General features: G+C 57.3%; 17 protein-coding genes, 1 tRNA gene and 1 pseudogene. 13 read left to right on the top strand and 6 right to left on the bottom strand.

Annotated features, from left to right (window positions below):
* Positions 1-41 precede the first annotated feature (41 nt).
* From LKE65_RS08280 to LKE65_RS08290, 3 genes and pseudogenes are all read left to right on the top strand, one after another.
* Positions 42-365, top strand: a complete 324-nt coding sequence (locus tag LKE65_RS08280) for an integration host factor subunit alpha (RefSeq protein WP_278741814.1) — start codon at positions 42-44, stop codon at positions 363-365.
* Positions 366-435: 70 nt separating this feature from the next.
* A pseudogene (locus tag LKE65_RS13605) lies at positions 436-675 on the top strand (MerR family transcriptional regulator); the annotation flags it as partial.
* A gap of 359 nt (positions 676-1,034) precedes the next feature.
* Positions 1,035-1,108, top strand: a tRNA-Pro gene (locus LKE65_RS08290).
* A gap of 61 nt (positions 1,109-1,169) precedes the next feature.
* Here LKE65_RS08290 and LKE65_RS08295 read toward each other — a convergent pair.
* Entirely contained in the window at positions 1,170-2,288 is a 1,119-nt protein-coding gene (locus LKE65_RS08295) for an AI-2E family transporter (protein ID WP_086645470.1), read from the bottom strand.
* 206 nt (positions 2,289-2,494) lie between these two features.
* On the opposite strand from LKE65_RS08295, the gene murJ reads away from it, so the two are divergent.
* Together murJ and LKE65_RS08305 are read left to right on the top strand one after the other, a co-directional pair.
* The gene (gene murJ / locus LKE65_RS08300; RefSeq protein WP_278740962.1) at positions 2,495-4,045 is read left to right on the top strand and encodes a murein biosynthesis integral membrane protein MurJ; all 1,551 of its coding nucleotides are present in this window, start codon (positions 2,495-2,497) and stop codon (positions 4,043-4,045) included.
* A gap of 15 nt (positions 4,046-4,060) precedes the next feature.
* Positions 4,061-5,335 (top strand): UdgX family uracil-DNA binding protein, encoded by a 1,275-nt coding sequence (locus LKE65_RS08305; RefSeq protein ID WP_278740963.1) that lies wholly within the window; start codon positions 4,061-4,063, stop codon positions 5,333-5,335.
* Between the two features lie 12 nt (positions 5,336-5,347).
* Here the strand turns inward: LKE65_RS08305 and LKE65_RS08310 are convergent, their stop codons facing one another.
* The 4 genes from LKE65_RS08310 to trxB all read right to left on the bottom strand — a co-directional run bounded on the left by LKE65_RS08310 (position 5,348) and on the right by trxB (position 8,684).
* A complete protein-coding gene (locus tag LKE65_RS08310) occupies positions 5,348-5,638 on the bottom strand; it encodes an integration host factor subunit beta (RefSeq protein WP_086645467.1) in 291 nt (96 codons plus the stop codon).
* Positions 5,639-5,791: 153 nt separating this feature from the next.
* Positions 5,792-6,256: a MucR family transcriptional regulator gene (locus LKE65_RS08315; RefSeq protein WP_086645466.1), complete on the bottom strand. Its 465-nt coding sequence runs from the start codon at positions 6,254-6,256 to the stop codon at positions 5,792-5,794.
* 489 nt (positions 6,257-6,745) lie between these two features.
* Positions 6,746-7,627: a LysR family transcriptional regulator gene (locus LKE65_RS08320; RefSeq protein WP_095349392.1), complete on the bottom strand. Its 882-nt coding sequence runs from the start codon at positions 7,625-7,627 to the stop codon at positions 6,746-6,748.
* A 103-nt stretch (positions 7,628-7,730) separates the two neighbouring features.
* Positions 7,731-8,684 (bottom strand): thioredoxin-disulfide reductase, encoded by a 954-nt coding sequence (gene trxB, locus LKE65_RS08325; protein ID WP_278740964.1) that lies wholly within the window; start codon positions 8,682-8,684, stop codon positions 7,731-7,733.
* Positions 8,685-8,947: 263 nt separating this feature from the next.
* On the opposite strand from trxB, the gene LKE65_RS08330 reads away from it, so the two are divergent.
* The 8 genes from LKE65_RS08330 to LKE65_RS08365 all read left to right on the top strand — a co-directional run bounded on the left by LKE65_RS08330 (position 8,948) and on the right by LKE65_RS08365 (position 16,389).
* Positions 8,948-9,373, top strand: a complete 426-nt coding sequence (locus tag LKE65_RS08330; protein ID WP_233129058.1) for an Lrp/AsnC family transcriptional regulator — start codon at positions 8,948-8,950, stop codon at positions 9,371-9,373.
* Entirely contained in the window at positions 9,373-10,494 is a 1,122-nt protein-coding gene (locus LKE65_RS08335) for a glycosyltransferase (protein ID WP_278740965.1), read from the top strand. The genes LKE65_RS08330 and LKE65_RS08335 overlap by 1 nt, the downstream gene beginning before the upstream one ends.
* Before the next feature lie 2 nt (positions 10,495-10,496).
* A complete protein-coding gene (locus LKE65_RS08340) occupies positions 10,497-11,966 on the top strand; it encodes an ArnT family glycosyltransferase (protein WP_278740966.1) in 1,470 nt (489 codons plus the stop codon).
* Between the two features lie 81 nt (positions 11,967-12,047).
* Positions 12,048-13,043: a glutathione synthase gene (gene gshB / locus LKE65_RS08345; RefSeq protein WP_165925422.1), complete on the top strand. Its 996-nt coding sequence runs from the start codon at positions 12,048-12,050 to the stop codon at positions 13,041-13,043.
* A gap of 135 nt (positions 13,044-13,178) precedes the next feature.
* Positions 13,179-13,874, top strand: coding sequence for a class I SAM-dependent methyltransferase (locus LKE65_RS08350; RefSeq protein WP_408744052.1), 696 nt, complete (start codon positions 13,179-13,181; stop codon positions 13,872-13,874).
* Between the two features lie 153 nt (positions 13,875-14,027).
* The gene (locus LKE65_RS08355) at positions 14,028-15,293 is read left to right on the top strand and encodes a cytochrome C oxidase subunit I (protein ID WP_278740967.1); all 1,266 of its coding nucleotides are present in this window, start codon (positions 14,028-14,030) and stop codon (positions 15,291-15,293) included.
* Positions 15,290-16,255, top strand: a complete 966-nt coding sequence (locus tag LKE65_RS08360) for a heme o synthase (RefSeq protein ID WP_278740968.1) — start codon at positions 15,290-15,292, stop codon at positions 16,253-16,255. Before LKE65_RS08355 ends, LKE65_RS08360 begins: the two co-directional genes overlap by 4 nt.
* On the top strand, positions 16,252-16,389 hold the full coding sequence (locus LKE65_RS08365) for a hypothetical protein (RefSeq protein ID WP_165925424.1): 138 nt from the start codon (positions 16,252-16,254) through the stop codon (positions 16,387-16,389). The genes LKE65_RS08360 and LKE65_RS08365 overlap by 4 nt, the downstream gene beginning before the upstream one ends.
* Before the next feature lie 115 nt (positions 16,390-16,504).
* Here the strand turns inward: LKE65_RS08365 and LKE65_RS08370 are convergent, their stop codons facing one another.
* Positions 16,505-17,458, bottom strand: coding sequence for a Tim44 domain-containing protein (locus tag LKE65_RS08370; protein WP_278740971.1), 954 nt, complete (start codon positions 17,456-17,458; stop codon positions 16,505-16,507).
* Positions 17,459-17,472: the final 14 nt, after the last annotated feature.

Below are 17,472 nucleotides of genomic sequence, written 5' to 3' on the forward strand. Positions count from 1 at the left end.
ATTGTGAATGAATTGACGCGCCGCACAGGCGTGTTACCTTTCTGCGCATGGAAACTGTCACACGTGCATCTTTGATAGAGCAGATCTATCAGCAGGTAGGGTTGTCTCGTAAAGAGTCGTCTGTGCTCCTAGAAGATGTTCTGGAGACAGTCATGCAGGCGCTCGAACGAGGCGAAAGTGTCAAAATCAGCGGTTTTGGCACGTTCTCAGTCCGAAAAAAGGGGCAGCGCTGCGGGCGTAACCCCAAAACCGGGGAGGAAGTGCCTATTCTTCCCCGCTCCGTTCTGGTGTTCCGTTCCAGCCAGTTGCTGAGGGCGGAAGTCAACCATGAGGAGGCAAAGCCGGGAGTCGATTATGACGATTGATGGCACATTCCCCCACAATGACGCCGCGCCTGACGTGTCTGATGCCGATATGGATGTGTCGGAGTCGGGTTCTTTCGAAAAAGGCCCTCACGCTTTCCGCACAATTAGTGAAGTGGCGGACGAGCTGCATGTGCCCCAGCATACCCTGCGGTTGTGGGAGACTCAGTTCCATCAGGTCCGTCCCTTAAAAAGAGGTGGTGGGCGGCGGTATTACAGGCCGGAAGATGTGCTCCTCCTCGCCCGTATTGCGGACCTGCTCTATAATCAGGGTTATACTGTAAAAGGTGTACAGCGCCTGTTGCAGGAAGGGGATGCATCACAGACAACCGCCCCCCAACCCGTGGAAATTGTAAGGCCAGACGAAAACAGCGTGGCGGAAGCCGCACTGGCGGAAGATGCTCAAATACAGAATGCACCATTGGTTGCAGACTACCAGCAGGTAGAAGCCGTTGTGGCCGAACTGCCAGCAGCGGTAGAGGCCGGGCTGGAACAGGCATTGGTGCAGGTTATGGGGCAAAACGTGCGCCTGCGTTCGGATCTGGCCGATGTTCTGGTGGAGCTGGAAGCCATCCGGCGCAAGATTTTGGTCTGATTGAAAAAAAGATAAAAATAACGAGTAGAGTGGGTTGTGCTCTTCGCAAGGTATTGCTAAACACCACTCACACTTAACGGGCAGTAGCGCAGTCTGGTAGCGCATCAGTCTGGGGGACTGGGGGTCGTGGGTTCGAATCCCGCCTGCCCGATATTTTTTCCAAATGAAATTGCTAAATAACCCCACCCTCGGGGGGAATTGCAAAAGTCTTTTCAGACTTCTGCATTGTTTCCGTATGCCCAGCGCTGCCAGATCAGGTTGAGTGCGGCCATTGCGGCAGGCCCAATAAACAGGCCGATCAACCCCCACATTTCTGCTCCACCCAGAATACCAAGCAGCACCCACAGGAAGGGGAGCTTTGTTGTGCCGCCAATCAGGGTCGGGCGTACAAAGTGATCAGCCACAAAAATAACCGTGGCCCCAATGCAGAATGTGACAATCGCCGCCACCGACGCGCCTGAAACCAGAATCAGGAGCGAAACCAGTCCAATTGCGATCATGGCGCAAAAAGGGATCATGGCTGCTACGGCAGTAATAACCCCAAACAGGGCGGGGTGTGGTGCATGGGCAAAAAGATAGACAAGCCCCATAAGCAGGCCTTCACCAATCCCCACCAGAACAAGCCCCTGCACGGAACCATGGATGGAGGCAACAATCTGGCGTGCAATGCTTTCCCCCCTGCGGCCGAAAGCCCGGCAGGATGCAACGCGGCACTGACGAATGACGGAAACCCCATCCTTGTACAGAAAAAACAGGGTGAGAATGGAAAAGCAGAACAGTGTGCCCCTGTGTGCGATCTGGCTGCCAAGGGCACGTGTGACCATAACCCCTTTATTGTCCAGAGCGCCCAGCAGGCCGGAAACATCGCGCGGGTTGGACAGGTGCGTTTCCCACAGATGCGCAATGCTTGCAGCACCTACGGGTAACTGCTGGATAACATCAGGCACGGGAACGCCAAATTTACGGGCATGATCCAGCCATTCCAGCGCACTCTGGGCTTCTCCAATGGCTTCAAGCGTGATCAGTGTCAGCGGGATAACAAAGAGCAGCGCCATAACAACCGTAAACAGTAACGGTAATAGCGTGCCACGCGCTGCATTGGGCCACATACGGCATGCACGGCTGTAAAGGGGCCATGTGGCAATGGCAAACACGCCACCCCAAGCCAGGGCGGGTAGAAAACCCTGTATGGTGTAAAGGGCTACGGCCACAATAAAGAGCGCAAGCAGACTGCGTGCCATTTCCTGTCCCCGCTTGGAGCGCTGGCTGGCCTTGATAAGGCCGCAACGCTGGTGAGCAGGCACTAACGAAGATGGAGGCGTATTGGGCATGCGCGAGGTGTCTTTCCAAAAGTTCTGCTTAATACAGGGCGCTCTTTCCGTGCTGTACACAGCATACTGTGTTGTGGGTGAATAATACAGCGCGCGAGGGGGCACGGAGTATGCACACAGCCCGGAATGGGGCGGATTGGCAGTATCTTTTTCTGAATTTATCTCTAGTGTTCCGCTGCCTGCCTGCACATTGAAGCGGATACCCCATGCTCAGAAATTTTCTGACGGTTGGTGGCTGGACCATGCTCAGCCGCATTCTTGGATTGATACGCGACCAGCTTCTGGCGGCCTTTATGGGGGCCGGGCCGTTGCAGGATGCTTATCAGGTTGCGTTTCGCCTGCCCAACATGTTTCGGCGTCTGTTTGGGGAGGGGGCGTTTAATGCCGCCTTCGTGCCCATGTTCTCGAAAGTTATGGTGCAGGACGGGCGGGACGAGGCACGCCTGTTTGCCCGCCGTGCGCTTGGGGTCATGCTGGCATGGCTGGTGTTTTTGTGCGTACTGGGCGAAGTATTCATGCCGCAGGTGCTGCGCGTGATAGCGCCGGGTTTCCTGCAAAATGGGGACCGTTATGATCTGGCGGTCAGCCTGAGTCGCATTACCTTTCCCTATCTGGTCATGATTTGCGCTGCGGCATTGCTGGCTGGGGTGCTGAATGGCCTGCACCGCTTTGGTGTGGCGTCTGCTGCCTATCTGGCGTTCAACGTGGTGGGTATTCTAGCTATTGTCGGGGCTTCTCCCTTTTTCCCCAGTGTTGCCTATGCTGCGGCATGGGGGGTTACGGCCTCTGGCGTGGTGCAGTTGGGCTTGCTGGCATGGGCGTGCGAAAAAGCCGAGTTCGGGCTTATGCCGTTATGGCCCCAGTTAACGCCGCGTATCCGTCTTTTGCTGCGCCGCATGGTGCCGGGCTTGATTGGGAGCGGCGTTGGCCAGATCAATTTAACGGTGGATACCATTATTGGCACCCTGCTGCCCGCAGGCAGTGTGTCGCTCATGTATTTTGCAGACCGGATCAACCAGTTACCGCTTGGTGTGCTGGGGGCAGCCGCCGGAACAACGCTACTGCCTGTGCTCACAAGGCATCTGAGTGCCGGGGATATACAGGGCGCGCACACGGCCCAGAACCGTTCTATTGAATATGTCGTGCTGCTGACCCTGCCTGCCGTTGCCGGGCTGCTGGTTCTGGCTGGCCCGATCATGATTGTGCTGTTCGGGCATGGCTCTTTTACCGAGCATGATGCGCTGTTATCCGCCCAGTCCCTACGGGCTTACGCGGTGGGGCTACCCGCTTTTATTCTGGTTAAAGTTCTCTCCCCTGCATTTTTTGCACGGGGCGATACCCGCACCCCCGTTTACGTTGGGATTGGGGTGCTTGTACTCAATTTTGTTCTCAACCTGCTGTTTATGAAGCCTCTGGCACATATGGGGCCGCCGCTGGCCAGTAGCGTGACCGCCTGCGTGAATGTTGCTTTTCTGGTGGTGCTGCTGCTGCGTAAAAACGCGTTGCTCGTATACGGTTCAACCTTATCCCATATGGGGCGGGTTGGTGTTGCGGCCCTGCTTATGGGGCTGGGCCTGCTGGGGCTTGAAAGTTTTGTCTCTCTGCCCGCAATTTTTGTGACCCGGACACTCTGGCTGGTTGGTATGGTTGTGGGGGGCGCTGTGTTTTATGCAGCGCTCCTGCATGGTCTTGGTGTGGTTAACCTGTCCGATGTGGTTGTGCGCATACGGGGGCGGCTGCGGCGCAAGGTGGGGTAAGCAGGGGAGTGGCGCATGCCAGAGGTTGTTCTTGCGCATCAGGTCGATTTTGCAACTTGGCGTAAGGCGAGCAGCCATTTTGTGCGCGCCGGGGTGTTGCCGGAATCCATATTCTGGCAGGTAGCTCCGGCAGGGCAGGGGGCTGCGTGGTCTGCCGAGCCTGCGCAAAACCCACCAGAACCCCCGCAAGGCCTTAACCTGTCCCGCCGTTTTGTGGGTGTGCTGGCCCAAGCATTGCAGGCGCATGATCCCGAACGGTTTACAATACTTTACCGTATTGTTTATCGCCTTGCGTATGCCGGACTGGCATTAACAGATACGACTGACCCGGACCTGCTATGGCTCCGGCAGGCCTTGGCGGCTGTCAGGGCAGATACGCTGCATTTTCGTGAAGTTTTTTCCGCGTTTACCGCGCAGGGAACGAGTGACGTACTGCATTGCACGCCAGAGCACTATATTCTGGAAGCCAACTCCCATTACTGCATGGAGCGGAATGTAAGGCCGTGGCGGGTTGTGGCTCCGTACCGGCGGATGGAATGGGCCGGAGGCATACGCTTTGCTGTGGGAACAGATACGCAGGGTGATGATGCCGCAGTGCAATGGCAGGCCGATGGTACAGGCATCTGGCAGGGGTATGGCCTGAGCGTTTTGCCCCCGCAGCGTAAGGATGTGGAAGAAGCCTCCAACCTTGCCATGCTGGCAGCCCGTGCAATGGATTGCCGCGCCTGTGCGCTATGGCAGCCTGCTTCCCGCACGGTTTTTGGCGAAGGACCAGAGCATGCCCCCATTATGTTTGTGGGGGAACAGCCGGGGGATCAGGAGGACCTGCAGGGACGGCCTTTTGTGGGGCCAGCGGGCCAGCTTCTGGACCGTGCCTTGCAGGATGCCGGGTTGCACCGTGATCAGATTTACGTGACCAACGCCGTCAAACATTTCCATTTCACGTGGAACGGTAACCGCCGCCTGCATCATAAGCCCGAAGCCGAGCATGTAGCTGCCTGCCATGAGTGGCTGAATGCGGAGCGCCGGCTTGTTCGCCCGGCGTTGCTGGTAATGCTGGGGGCAACGGCCGCGCAGAGCGTGCTGCAACAACCCGTTACAATCTCCCGCACCCGTTCACGCCTGTTCCCGCTGGAAGATCAGACACAGGGGCTGGTAACGGTTCACCCGTCCTATCTGCTACGGTTGCGTGATGAGGACAGCAAACAGCGCGAATATGCTCATTTTGTAGAAGATTTGCGACTGGCTGCCGGCTATATGATGCAGCACAGGAACGCAGAAGAAGGATAAAAAGGGAAGGGGTTAGCCCGCATCCGCTTTATTCAGGCGTTGGTGAAGCTCTTTGCCTGTTTTGAAAAAAGGAACCAGCTTTTTGCTGACCTTGACCTGTTCCCCGGTCTTGGGGTTACGGCCCAGGCGTGGCTCTCTTTCCTTGACGGAAAAAGCGCCAAACCCACGCAGCTCAACGCGGTTGCCTGCTGCCAGGCTGCTTGTAATGCCACCAAAAACCGTATTCACCAGCAGCGTAGCCTCTCTAAGCTGTAGGTGCGGGTTTTTCTCTATAAGAATGGCAATAAGTTCAGACCGCGTCATTGAGCCCCCTGCCGAATAGGGTAGAGAATTAAGGTCTGACTGAATCTGTGCCAGACAGATGCAAGCATTCCGTTCTCTATGGCTGAGCGTCAAGATAAAAAATGCGTGACGGCCAGAGCACAGGGCCAGACCGCCGTAGCATTCGGGACGATCTTAGGCGGTTGCTGCCTTTTTGCCGCGCTTTGCACGGCCAGACGTATCGTCTTCATCACCAGCAGCGTGGATTTTGCGGCCAAGGCCGATTTCCCGTGCCAGCGTGGAGCGACGTTCTGCATAGTTGGGGGCAACCATGGGGTAGTCCGCGGGCAGGTTCCAGCGTTCACGGTACTGCTCGGGGGACATGCCATATGCGCTCTGAAGATGACGCTTGAGCATCTTCAGCTTTTTGCCGTCTTCGAGGCAAACGATATAGTCGGGGAAGACCGAGCGTTTGACAGGAACGGCTGGCTGCAGTTTTTCCGGTTCGCTCTGCGGCTGGTCAGCCGTTTTGAGAGCCTGAAAAACGTCCTTGATCAAAACCGGAATGACAGCAGGGTCCGTCGGGTTGTTGGAGACGTGTGCAGACACGATCTCGGATACAAGATCTAGGAGAGGCGAATAGTTCTGGATCTCACTCATGACAGGCCTAATTAAAAATTCAGTGTGAATAATAAGAACCATACTCAATTATTTAATCGTTGTGAACTACCAATATACAAAAAAGCAAAAATAAGGCCCGTCTGGTATAAAATGTTGGAATGCCCGATTGATTTTTTTAGTATTTGAAGGAATTCGTATAAATTATTCGTAATATTTTGTTTAATAATACTCAATGATTATACAGGTGCGCAGAGCGGCTTTATCCTGTGCTCGGGTTCTGGTGGTTGTCTTGATGTTTTATGAAGTTTGATTGATAATATTATAATATTTCTGATAACGACCGCATTCGCAGGATGAGCGGACGGTAGAAAAGACAGTATTCCTATTTAGTATTGTCCTCTTGAGAATAAGGACTGCGTTTTTGGAATATCTGTAACGCTTTATAGGCGCGGTTGATTTTGGAACAAAAAAATCCCGGCTTTCCGTATGGAGGAAAGGCCGGGATTTTCAAAAACCGTGTATTCAGTCTTAACGAATACCGAGTTCGCTCATCAGAAAATCACGGAACACGGCAACACGCTTGGAGCTGCGCAATTCCTCAGGATAGACAAAATAGGCGTCCACCGTTGGGGTCGTAATTTCCGGCAGGATCTGCACCAGATCAGGGAACTTGCTTGCGGCGTAAGACGGAATGGACCCAATACCCAGCCCGGCGGCAATGGCAGAAGCCATGGCGGCCATGCTGTTGACCTCCAGCCGCGCAGGACGTGCGTGGCTGCTGACCTGCCCGGCTTCAGCCAGCCAGTTGATATGGGCAACCGGGGGGTGGTGCTCACCGAACAGAACCAGCTGGTGGTTTTTAATGTCTTCCAGACTGGAAGGCATGCCGTGGCGTTCAATATACTGTGGTGCGGCAAAAATGGGCAGGTTGAAGTCCGCCAGATGCCGCTGGATCAGGTCCGGCTGGCGGGGGGCGTGCATTCGTACGGCCACATCCGCTTCACGCATGCCAAGGTCCAGATCGTTATCTTCCAGAATAAGGCAGATATCAATTTCGGGGTTGGCTTCCATAAACTTATGGAGTCGTGGCATAAGCCAGCAGTTACCAAAGCCTGTTGTGGTTGTAACCCGTAGGCGGCCTGCGGCTTTTTCCTTGCTCTCCGTCAGCAAGGTCTGTGTCATCTCCAGCTTGGAGAACACCTCCCGCACTGTTTTATGCAAGGTTTCCCCTTGCTCAGTCAGGATCAATCCACGCGCATGGCGGTGGAATAGGGGTACCTGAAGAACATCTTCCAGAGCAGAAATCTGTCTGGATACGGCAGACTGGCTTAGGTTAAGCACATCCCCCGCGTGGGTAAAGGAACCGGCTTCCGCTACGGCATGGAAAACCCGGAGTTTGTCCCAGTCCACGCACGCCTCCTGCTAAATTGACTGAAATTACAAAAGCACAATACCATGCTTTCAAAGTTACTACGTGCAGTAATTACTGCACGTGGTCAAGGTATGGGCAGCGTTACGTTTTGGGCAGTTCTGCCAAATACCGTTCCGCGTCCAGCGCCGCCATGCAGCCTGTGCCTGCGGCTGTAACGGCCTGACGGTATATTTTGTCCTGTACATCGCCCGCGGCAAATATACCGGGGACAGATGTGCGGGTCGTTCCGGGGGTGGTCTGAATATACCCTTCGGTATCGAGCGCGAGCTGGCCTTTGAAAATCCCGGTGGTGGGGGCATGGCCAATGGCAATGAACAGGCCATCAATTTCCAGCGTGGTTTCGCTCTGGTCCTTCAGGTTGCGCAGGCGCACGGCACTGACCACTTCTGGCGTTCCGGTGGAGAGAATATCTTCCACCTCGCTATCCCAGATGACCGAAATCTTGGGGTGGCTGAACAGCCGGTCCTGCAGGATTTTTTCAGCCCGCAGGGAGTCGCGGCGGTGGATCAGGGTCACGTGGGCTGCGTGGTGGGTCAGGTACAGAGCTTCTTCCACTGCGGTATTGCCACCACCAACCACAGCCACCTTTTTACCCCGGTAGAAAAAGCCATCGCAGGTGGCGCAGGCGGAAACACCACCGCCTTGCAGGCGTTTTTCGCTCGGCAAGCCAAGCCAGCGTGCCTGGGCACCTGTCGCAACAATAATGGCTTTGGCATTATAGACGGTGCCGGAATCCCCAACCAGCCGGAAGGGGGAACCCGTGCTGAAGTCCACCTCTGTAATAATGTCGTATTCAATGCGGGTGCCAACATTCAGGGCCTGCTCGGCCATCTGTTCCATCAGCCACGGGCCCTGCACGGCTTTGGCAAAGCCGGGGTAGTTTTCTACATCCGTTGTAATGGTCAGCTGCCCGCCGGGTTGCAGGCCAGCCACCAGAACGGGGGAGAGGTTGGCGCGGGCAGCGTAAATGGCCGCCGTGTAGCCTGCGGGGCCTGCGCCAATAACAAGCAGGTCGGTTGTGATGGTCTCAGTCATGCCAGAAGAGTTCCCCAAAGCAAGAAGTGCGGGTGCAGTTGTGCCGCGCAAGCATGGTCCAAAATGTGTTGGACAAAAGGATATGACGGGTGACTTGGCGTTGAGCAAGTGTTGAGAGATCAGTTTGCGGCATGGCGGGGAGCGTGGCATATACTCCCCACTCTTCATGGGAGTGGCATCTTGCACAGGATAGGTCGGATAAGGTGACGGATCTGGACGCTGTTGATCTTCGTATCGTAGCTGAATTGCAGGATGACGGTCGCATGACCAATGTCGAACTGGCGCGGCGTGTTGGTATTTCCGCTCCTCCCTGCCTCCGTCGTGTTCGGCGGCTGGAGGAGGAAGGCGTTATCCGTGGTTATCACGCCCAGCCGGATGCGACGGCCCTTGGCTGGCCAATCATCTTTTTTGCGCTGATCGGCCTGGATAGCCAGAAGGAAACCGTACTCTCCGCCTTTGAACGCCAGCTTGCCGAATGGCCGGAAGTGCGTGAATGCCACATGATTCGCGGTGGGGGGGATTTTCTGGTCCGCCTGATCGCGCGTGACGCAGCGCATGAGAACGCACTGACCCGGCAGTTGACCGAAGCCGCACACGTTATTCGGGTGCAGACATTGCAGACCATCCGCACCAGTCTGGAACGCAAGGGTGTGCCATTGCCCGGCCCGCGGGAAGGAACTGCGGAGTAATGCCAGCCACGGATGCGCCCGAGGGCGGTATGGCAGGTGGTCCCCTAATCAGCATTATTGTACCGTGTTATAATGAAGCCGCCAACGTGGCACCCCTTGTTGCCATGCTGGAATCCGTTATGGCGGGCCGCCGCTGGGAAGTGATTTTTGTCGATGACAATTCACCCGATGGCACAACAGCAACAATATGCGCGCAGGCAAGGCACAAAAGCTATGTGCGTGGCATCTGCCGTATTGGCCGCAGGGGGCTTTCCTCCGCGGTGATAGAAGGGGTTCTGTCCTCCTCCGCGCAGGTTGTCGCCATCATGGATGGTGACCTGCAGCATGATGAAAGCCGGCTGATCGCCCTGATAGACGCTGTATCCACGGGTGCATGCGATATTGCCGTTGGCAGCCGCCATGTGGAAGGCGGTAGCAATGCGGGGCTGGCCAATGCGTGGCGGCATGCCTTGTCGGATAGTGGAATATGGCTGGCACAGCGGTTTTTGCCGGTCAGGCTGACAGACCCCATGAGCGGCTTTTTTGCCTTGCGCCGGGATACTTTTGTGGCCATTGCGCCGCATCTGTCGGGGGCCGGGTTTAAAATCCTGCTTGATCTGCTGCTTTCATCCAAAAAGCCACTTACTGTGCGTGAGATAGATTGTGGCTTCAAACCCCGTGTGGCGGGGGAGAGTAAGCTGGATGCTCTGGTCATGCTCCAGTTTGCCGCTCTTCTGGTCGAAAAAGTCTCACGCGGGTTGGTGCCTTTGCGCTTTGTGGCCTTCTGCGCCGTGGGGCTGGCGGGGATTGTCGCCAATCTGGGGGTTATGCATCTGGTCTGGCTGTGCGGAGTGCATTTTTCCACCGCGCAGGCCATTGGTACCGTTGCCGCCATGGTTGTGAATTTTTCGCTGGATAATAACTTCACCTATCGGGACCGGCGTCTGCACGGCAGGCGCTGTGTGTGGGGGCTGGTCCTGTTTATGCTGGTCTGTTCCGTAGGAGCGCTGGCCGATGTGGGTGTGGCACATCTGATGTATGCGCAAAGCTACAGGGTGAATGAGGCCAGTCTGGCTGGGGCCGTGCTGGCCGTAGTCTGGAATTATGCCATGTCCTCCACAATTGTCTGGAGAACCCGGTAATCTTGCGCGGCGGTCTGGCACAGTACGGATACTGGGCGTGGGGGCTGGGTCTTGTTACCGTTTTGCGCCTTGTGCTGGCCGCGTACATCCCGCTTGCACCGGATGAGGCTTATTACCGCATATGGGCGCTGGCCCCAGCCGGGGGGTACCTGGACCACCCACCCATGGTGGCCGTTTGGGCGCGTGTGGGCATGTTCCTTGTGGGCGACACTCCTTTGGGTGTGCGCCTTATGGGGCCACTTTCCGCCTGTTTGGGCACGGTGCTGGTTGTTCAGGCCGCGTCCTGCTGGTTGCGCACCCAGCTTGCGCCGGAGCAGGCCCGCACAGGGGCTATTCGTGCAGGTGTTTTGCTGAATGGTACTCTGGGCATCGGGCTTGGCACTCTGGTCATGACCCCGGATACCCCTTTGCTTCTGTGCGTAGCACTGATGCTCTGGGGTTTGGTGCATGCCTGTTTAGGTCGCCAGAACTGGATGTGGCTGGTTGTAGGGCTGGCAGCCGGGCTGGGGTTTGAGAGTAAATACACCATGCTGCTCCCGCTGGGCGGGCTTGTCGTGTGGCTGCTTGCTACCAAAGCGGGCAGGGCATGGCTGCGTACGCCGTGGCCGTTTGTGGGCGCGTGCGTGGCGGCTGTCTGCGTTGTTCCGGTAGTCTGGTGGAATGCGCAGCATGGCTGGGTCAGCTTTTTCAAGCAGGGCGGACGGCTGGGGGACTGGAACCCCGCACGTGCGCTTGGCTTTATGGGCGAGTTGCTGGGCGGGCAGGTTGGGCTGGCAAGCCCACTGGTTTTTCTGTTTTTTGCAGGTGGTGTCTGGTTGCTCTGGCGACGGCGGGATAGTTTTTCCGTATTGCTGCTGTGCATGATCATGCTGCCCGTGGCCGTGTTTGTGCAGCATGCACTGGGTGCGCGGGTGCAGGCTAACTGGCCAGTCATGCTGTACCCTGCCTTGGCGCTTGCTGCTGCATGGGTGCTCTGGCCGTGGTGGAAAGTGGCAGGTTTTCTGGGGCTGGGGCTTACGGGGATCGTTTGTGTGCAGGCGGCATTCATGCCGCTACGCCTGTCTCCTCATCTGGATGTCACCTTGCGGCAGGTTGGGGGGTGGCCCGCTTTTGTGCGTGCTGTCTCGGCGCAGGTGCCGCATGGGTTCCCGCTTGTTGCGGATGAATATGGTCTGGTGTCCGAGCTGGCATTTTATGCGCCGGAGCGGGTGGTTGCCGGGGTTGAACCACGCTGGGCGCTATTTGCGCTCCCCCGGCCAGCATGTGGGGCACAGGCTTACCTTGTTCTCAGCCACCGGCGGCAAGGGCCACCAGATACCCGGTTTTTTGAGGTGCTGGACGTATTGCCGGAGCAGGTGCGCGCGCGCCGGGGTATGGTGGCAGATACGTATTCCATCTTCCATGTAAGGCTACGCTGTGCGGTGCCGGGCTTTATGCGTGACGCCGCTTTGCTTTCTGGCGGTGCGCGCTAGCAGGCGGCGTTTGCGTGTTGATGTGAAAAAAGGCAGGATGGCAGGCAATCGCTTCGCCAGCAGAAACAGGAACCCGAGTTTATGGCTTCTCCACGGCTTGTGGCGGTCCAGATGGACCCACTTGAGCATGTTAATATTGATGGGGATTCAACCTTTGCCCTGATGCTCGAAGCTCAGGCACGCGGGCATAGCCTGTTTGTGTACGAAGTGGGGTCCATGGCTCTGGATGAAGGTGTACACGAAGCGCGTGGCGCAACCCGTACCGATGTCACGGCTCTAATGCGCCCGGTTACCGTGCGGCGGGAAAAAGGGCGGCACGCCACGTTTGGTGATGCCGAACGCCGCTCGCTGCGTACGATGGATGTGGTGCTCATGCGCCAGGACCCACCGTTTGACATGGCTTATATTACCGCCACGCATATGCTGGACCATATCCACGGCGTTGGTCCCGACCGCGCACTCGTGGTCAATGACCCGCGCTGGGTGCGTGACAGCCCGGAAAAACTGCTGGTCACGCATTTTCCCGAGCTGATGCCGCCAACACTGGTGACATGGGACATCGAGCAGATTCGGGCATTCCGCGCCAAATGGAAGGACATAATTGTCAAACCCCTGTTTGGTAACGGCGGGAGTGGCGTTTTCCGGATTAAAGCGGATGACCAGAACCTGAACGCCCTGCTGGAAATGCACTTTGCCCGCTCGCGCGAACCTCTCATGATCCAGCGGTACGAACCCGCCGTAACCGCAGGGGACAAACGCATTATTCTGGTGGATGGTCAGCCGATTGGTGCGATCAACCGCGTGCCATCGGGGGATGACCACCGCTCCAACATGCATGTGGGGGGTGTGGCCTGCAAAGTGGAACTGAGTGCCCGTGATCGCGAGATTTGTGAGGCAATCGGACCGTTTCTTAAAGAACATGGCCTGATTTTTGTAGGCATTGATGTTATTGGGCAGTATCTGACGGAAATCAATGTGACATCCCCCACCGGTTTGCAGGAGCTGGAACGGTTTGATGGCACGAATGGTGCCGCCAGCATATGGGATTGTATTGAACGTAAGTTGTCTGTCCAATAAAAGCAGTCAGACCCTGTTGGGCGGTATCATGCCGGGCTGCCACACAAGGGTACTTTTGTGGTGTGTGCTGCAAGCAGGAAGGAAGAGAGTATAGTGGCTCTTGAAGAAATGTCCGCCAGCGGGCAGAGAGAGAACATGAGTGACGTTCTCCAAGAATACCCCTCCAGCGGAGGGGAAAGCCCCGTACCCCCTCCCTCGCGTTCTGCGCTTGATGCGGAGGCCGTCAAACAGGCCTATCGGCGTTGGGCTAATGTCTATGATCTGGGATTCGGCGGTATTTCGCGTTTCGGTCGCCTCAAGGCGGTCAACACGATCAATGCTCTGCCCGGCAAGGATGTGCTGGAAGTGGGTGTGGGGACCGGGCTTGCGCTCCCGCATTACAACCGCAGCAAGATCATTACCGGCATCGACCTTTCAACCGACATGCTGGCCAAAGCGCGTGAACGCGTCAAACGCGATAACCTGAGCAATGTGACGGCCCTGCTGGAAATGGATGCAGAGGACACCACGTTCGAAGACAACTCGTTTGATGCAGCCGTTGCCATGTTCGTTGCATCCGTTGTGCCGCACCCGCGCAAGCTGCTGTGCGAACTCAAGCGTGTTGTCCGTCCGGGCGGGCATATCCTGTTCATCAACCATTTTCTGGCCCCCGGTGGTATTCGCGGCGCAGTGGAACATGCCATGGCGCGCGCTTCCCACTCGCTTGGCTGGCACCCCGATTTTGCCATGGAATCGCTTCTCCCGCAGGCAGACATCGCGCGGGCGACTATTCAGCCAGTGCGGCCTTTTGGCCTTTTCACGCTGGTTACTCTGGAAAATCTGCCGGATTAATAAACATGTGCGCTCCAGTTTTGGCTGGGGCGCTAGACATGCGTGGCTTGGCAGAACGCTTTTGTGCCATAAAACACTAGAATATGGTCGTTTTTTGTCTAGCGGGTTTACTGTTCTCCATTACGGGCCTGCACAGAATATGGAACATGGAGCATGATCTCCGCTCACAGCCTGTCTCACCAGTATTCGGCTCCGGTGGGTAAAACTGCCAGCCAACGGCAGGATGCCGCCGCTGGAACAGCGTATCTGCTGCTTGCTGCTTCTGCCGCTCTTGTTGGGGGCGGTGTTTCCGTTCTGGCAGGTATGGGCATGTTGCCTGCAACGGGGCTGTGGGGCAGGCTTGCACAGGCCCATCCGGCCCTGATGCTCCTGTATGTTGTTGTTCCCGCACTGGTCAGTGGTTTTGGCACGCTCTGGCTGCCTCGTGCCCTTGGGCGGGGGAGCATGCTGCTGGGGCGGCTTAATCTGGCAGCCGTTGGTGTGTTTGCCCTGGCTGCGGTGCTGACCTGCACTCTGCCCGATGCACGTATTGCCCATATTCTGTGGTCACTGGGCGCGCTTATGTCCGCCATGGTCCTGTTGAGCACTATTTTTGACAGCTGCGCAGATAGTCTGGAGCAGACGTCTTTCTCCCCCTTCGTGTGGGGGGAAATGCTGTCTGCTGCCGTGCTGTTGCTGAGTGTTCCGGTTTTTGCGGCTTCTACGCTGCGGACATGGCTGTGGCCTGCGACCAACCCTATGATCGGCGCTGAGTATTTTGCAGCCCCCATCGGGTTGATTGTCCTGCTGGCCGGGTTCGGGATCGTGTTTGAAATGGCCGCCCGCATCGGGCAGGTTAAAACACGCCCTGTTGCCTATATTATGGCGGCTACTGCGGCTTCGGGCGTTGTGGCATGGGCCAAAAGCAGTCTGGCGCATGGAGCCGATAGCCAGACGGCGCAAATGGTTGGTAACAGCCTGCTGGCGTTGTGCTCCCTCTCCGCCGTGTGCCTTGCCGGTCTGTGGCTTGCGGGTACCTGGAAGGCACGGGTTTCGTTGCGTACGCCGCTGCTGTGGGGCATGGGTTTTCTGGCCGTTGTGGCCGGTGGCTGGGTTGTCCAGCTTGTGCAGGGCACAGGTCTGCACCCGGCTTTGCAGCTTGGCGCGCTTTATGCCGTTTGCGGTGGCTTTTACCTCTGGCGGGGTGAGGCCTGCGGGTTCTGGTACCCACAAAAGCTGGCCCGTCTGCACTTTGTATTAACGGCGGCGGCAACGCTCTGCCTGTTTGTTTCTGGCATGCAGGTGCTGGGTTGTGCCCTGTTTGGCATGGCCGCACTGGTATTTGTGCTGGCAGCAGTGATCAGCTTCCAGCGTGATATTCCCATGGTTACTGGTCATGCAAATGCGGCAGCGGGTGTGGCCGGAGGGGCTGCCCTATGAGCGAAGCCAGTCTTTCCGAGCCGCAGGCCAGACGGTCACGTTTTAAAACGGAGCAGGTTGGTACGCAGGCGCGTGACTGGCTGGCCTTGCTCAAGCCCCGGGTTATTTCACTGGTCGTGTTTACGGGTGCTGCGGGCATGTTCATGGCACCCGGGCACCTTGACCCGTTTGTGGGGCTGGTTACCATCTTCTGCATCTGTCTGGCCTCGGGCGCTGCCGGGGCCATTAACATGTGGTACGACCGGGATATTGACGCGGTCATGCAGCGGACCATTACACGGCCGGTGCCCTCGGGGCGTATTCCCCAGAACGAGGCTCTGGCCTACGGGGTTGGTCTTTCCTGTCTGTCCGTCTGCCTTATGTGGATTGCAACCAATACACTGGCTGCCGCTATTCTGGCGTTTTCCATTTTCTTCTATTCCGTTATTTACACCATGTGGCTCAAGCGCTCCACGCCGCAGAACATTGTTATCGGTGGGGCGGCGGGCGCCTTCCCCCCCATGATCGGCTGGGCGGCTGCTACGGGCCACATGGCGCTTATGCCGGTGGTCATGTTCGGTATTGTGTTCTTCTGGACACCGCCGCATTTCTGGTCTTTGGCGTTGTACGCCTGCAAGGATTACGGGCGCGCGGGTATTCCCATGCTGCCGGTTGTGCGTGGCATGCGTCATACACGGTGGCAGATATTCTCCTACACACTGGTGCTGCTCGCTGTTTCGCTTATCCCGTCCTTTGTGGGGCAGAGCGGGCTGATCTACACGGTGACTGCCGTGGTGCTGGGGCTTGGGTTTGTTGCCTGTGCTGTGCGCGTACTTCTGGAACCGCAGGACGAAAACGGCGTCAGCCAGAAGGGTGATAAGGCTGCGCGGATCTCGTTCCGGTTTTCTCTGGCTTATCTGTTCTTTCTGTTCTGTGGCCTTCTTGGTGACCACTTCTTTCAGATATGGATGCACTCAGCATGACCACTCTCCCAATGGACCAGACCCCAGAACAGCTTGAACGGCAGAAGCGGCAGAGCCAGCGGGTACGGAGCATGCTTGTGTTCATGCTTGTTCTGGCTGGCATTATGTTTGGGCTGACATTGTTCCACCCGTAATGCCGTGCCCGGTGTGGGCCATTACCGGTACTTGCTGCAGTGAACGCATATAAAAACCCCGCCCTCCATAACGGAGGGCGGGGTTTTCTATTGTAGCAACAGTCTGGCCCGGGGTTTAGCGGGCCTGCTGAATAGCCGAAAGCAGCCAGCGCCCCCCGCGGGAGGGACGGACAAATGTCCAGACCTCGGTAATGGTTACGGGCGTGGTGGAACTGCCATCAATCACCTGACCGGTGGCGTTGGTTGTCAGGTCGATCAGGCTGTAACGCATGGCTACACTTGCGTAGTCCATGTTGTTCTCCCGCCATGCTTCGGCCAGATCCCCCTGAAGGAAGCGCACATCCGAGACAACGTTGCGCGCACCCTGACTGGCCAGAGTTGCCAGCTGCTCATTGAAGTAGGAGACCATTTCCGGCGTGGCCATCTGCTGCATGGCCGGAATGTTCTGCTGGTTCCACGCACTCTGAATATCCATCAGCGTTTGCTGGAAAGACTGGTAATCTGCCGTGGTAATCTGCACGGGTGCCCCTCCTGCGGATGGCGTGGGGGAGGCAGGTGCTGCACCGGGCATACCGCGGGGGGAGGACAAGCCAAACCCGTTAGTGCCCTGGCTGGAACGCCCGAACCGGCGGATCAGCCACATGACGAGCATAACCACCAGCCCGATCTGGACCAAAAGACCCAGAAAGCTGAAGAAGCCGTGCATCCCGCCCATAAAGCCATGGCCGCTCAACATACCAAACAGCCCGGCCCCCAGAAAACCACCGGCCAGACCGGTCAGGAACGGGTGGCGGTTGGGGTAGCCCATGGGGCGGGCAAAGGGAGCACCCATTTGCGGTGCGCCATAGCCGGGGGTGGGCGCAGTGCGCGGCGTAATGGAGCGGTCCATGGGAGCAGTGCTGTACGGCGTTGTGCGCGTAACAGGGGGCGCGCTCCATGTGCGGCTACCACGGCTCCCCATGGACCCACCCTGACCGGGCCGTGCATCGGCCTGTATGGCCAAGGGTCCGGCCAGCAGGCTGGCAGCCAGCAATGCATGAAGGGTCGATCGCAGCAGACGTGATTTCACGGGTTTTTGGTCTC

The organism is Acetobacter fabarum, from assembly GCF_022483405.1.
GTDB lineage: Bacteria > Pseudomonadota > Alphaproteobacteria > Acetobacterales > Acetobacteraceae > Acetobacter > Acetobacter fabarum.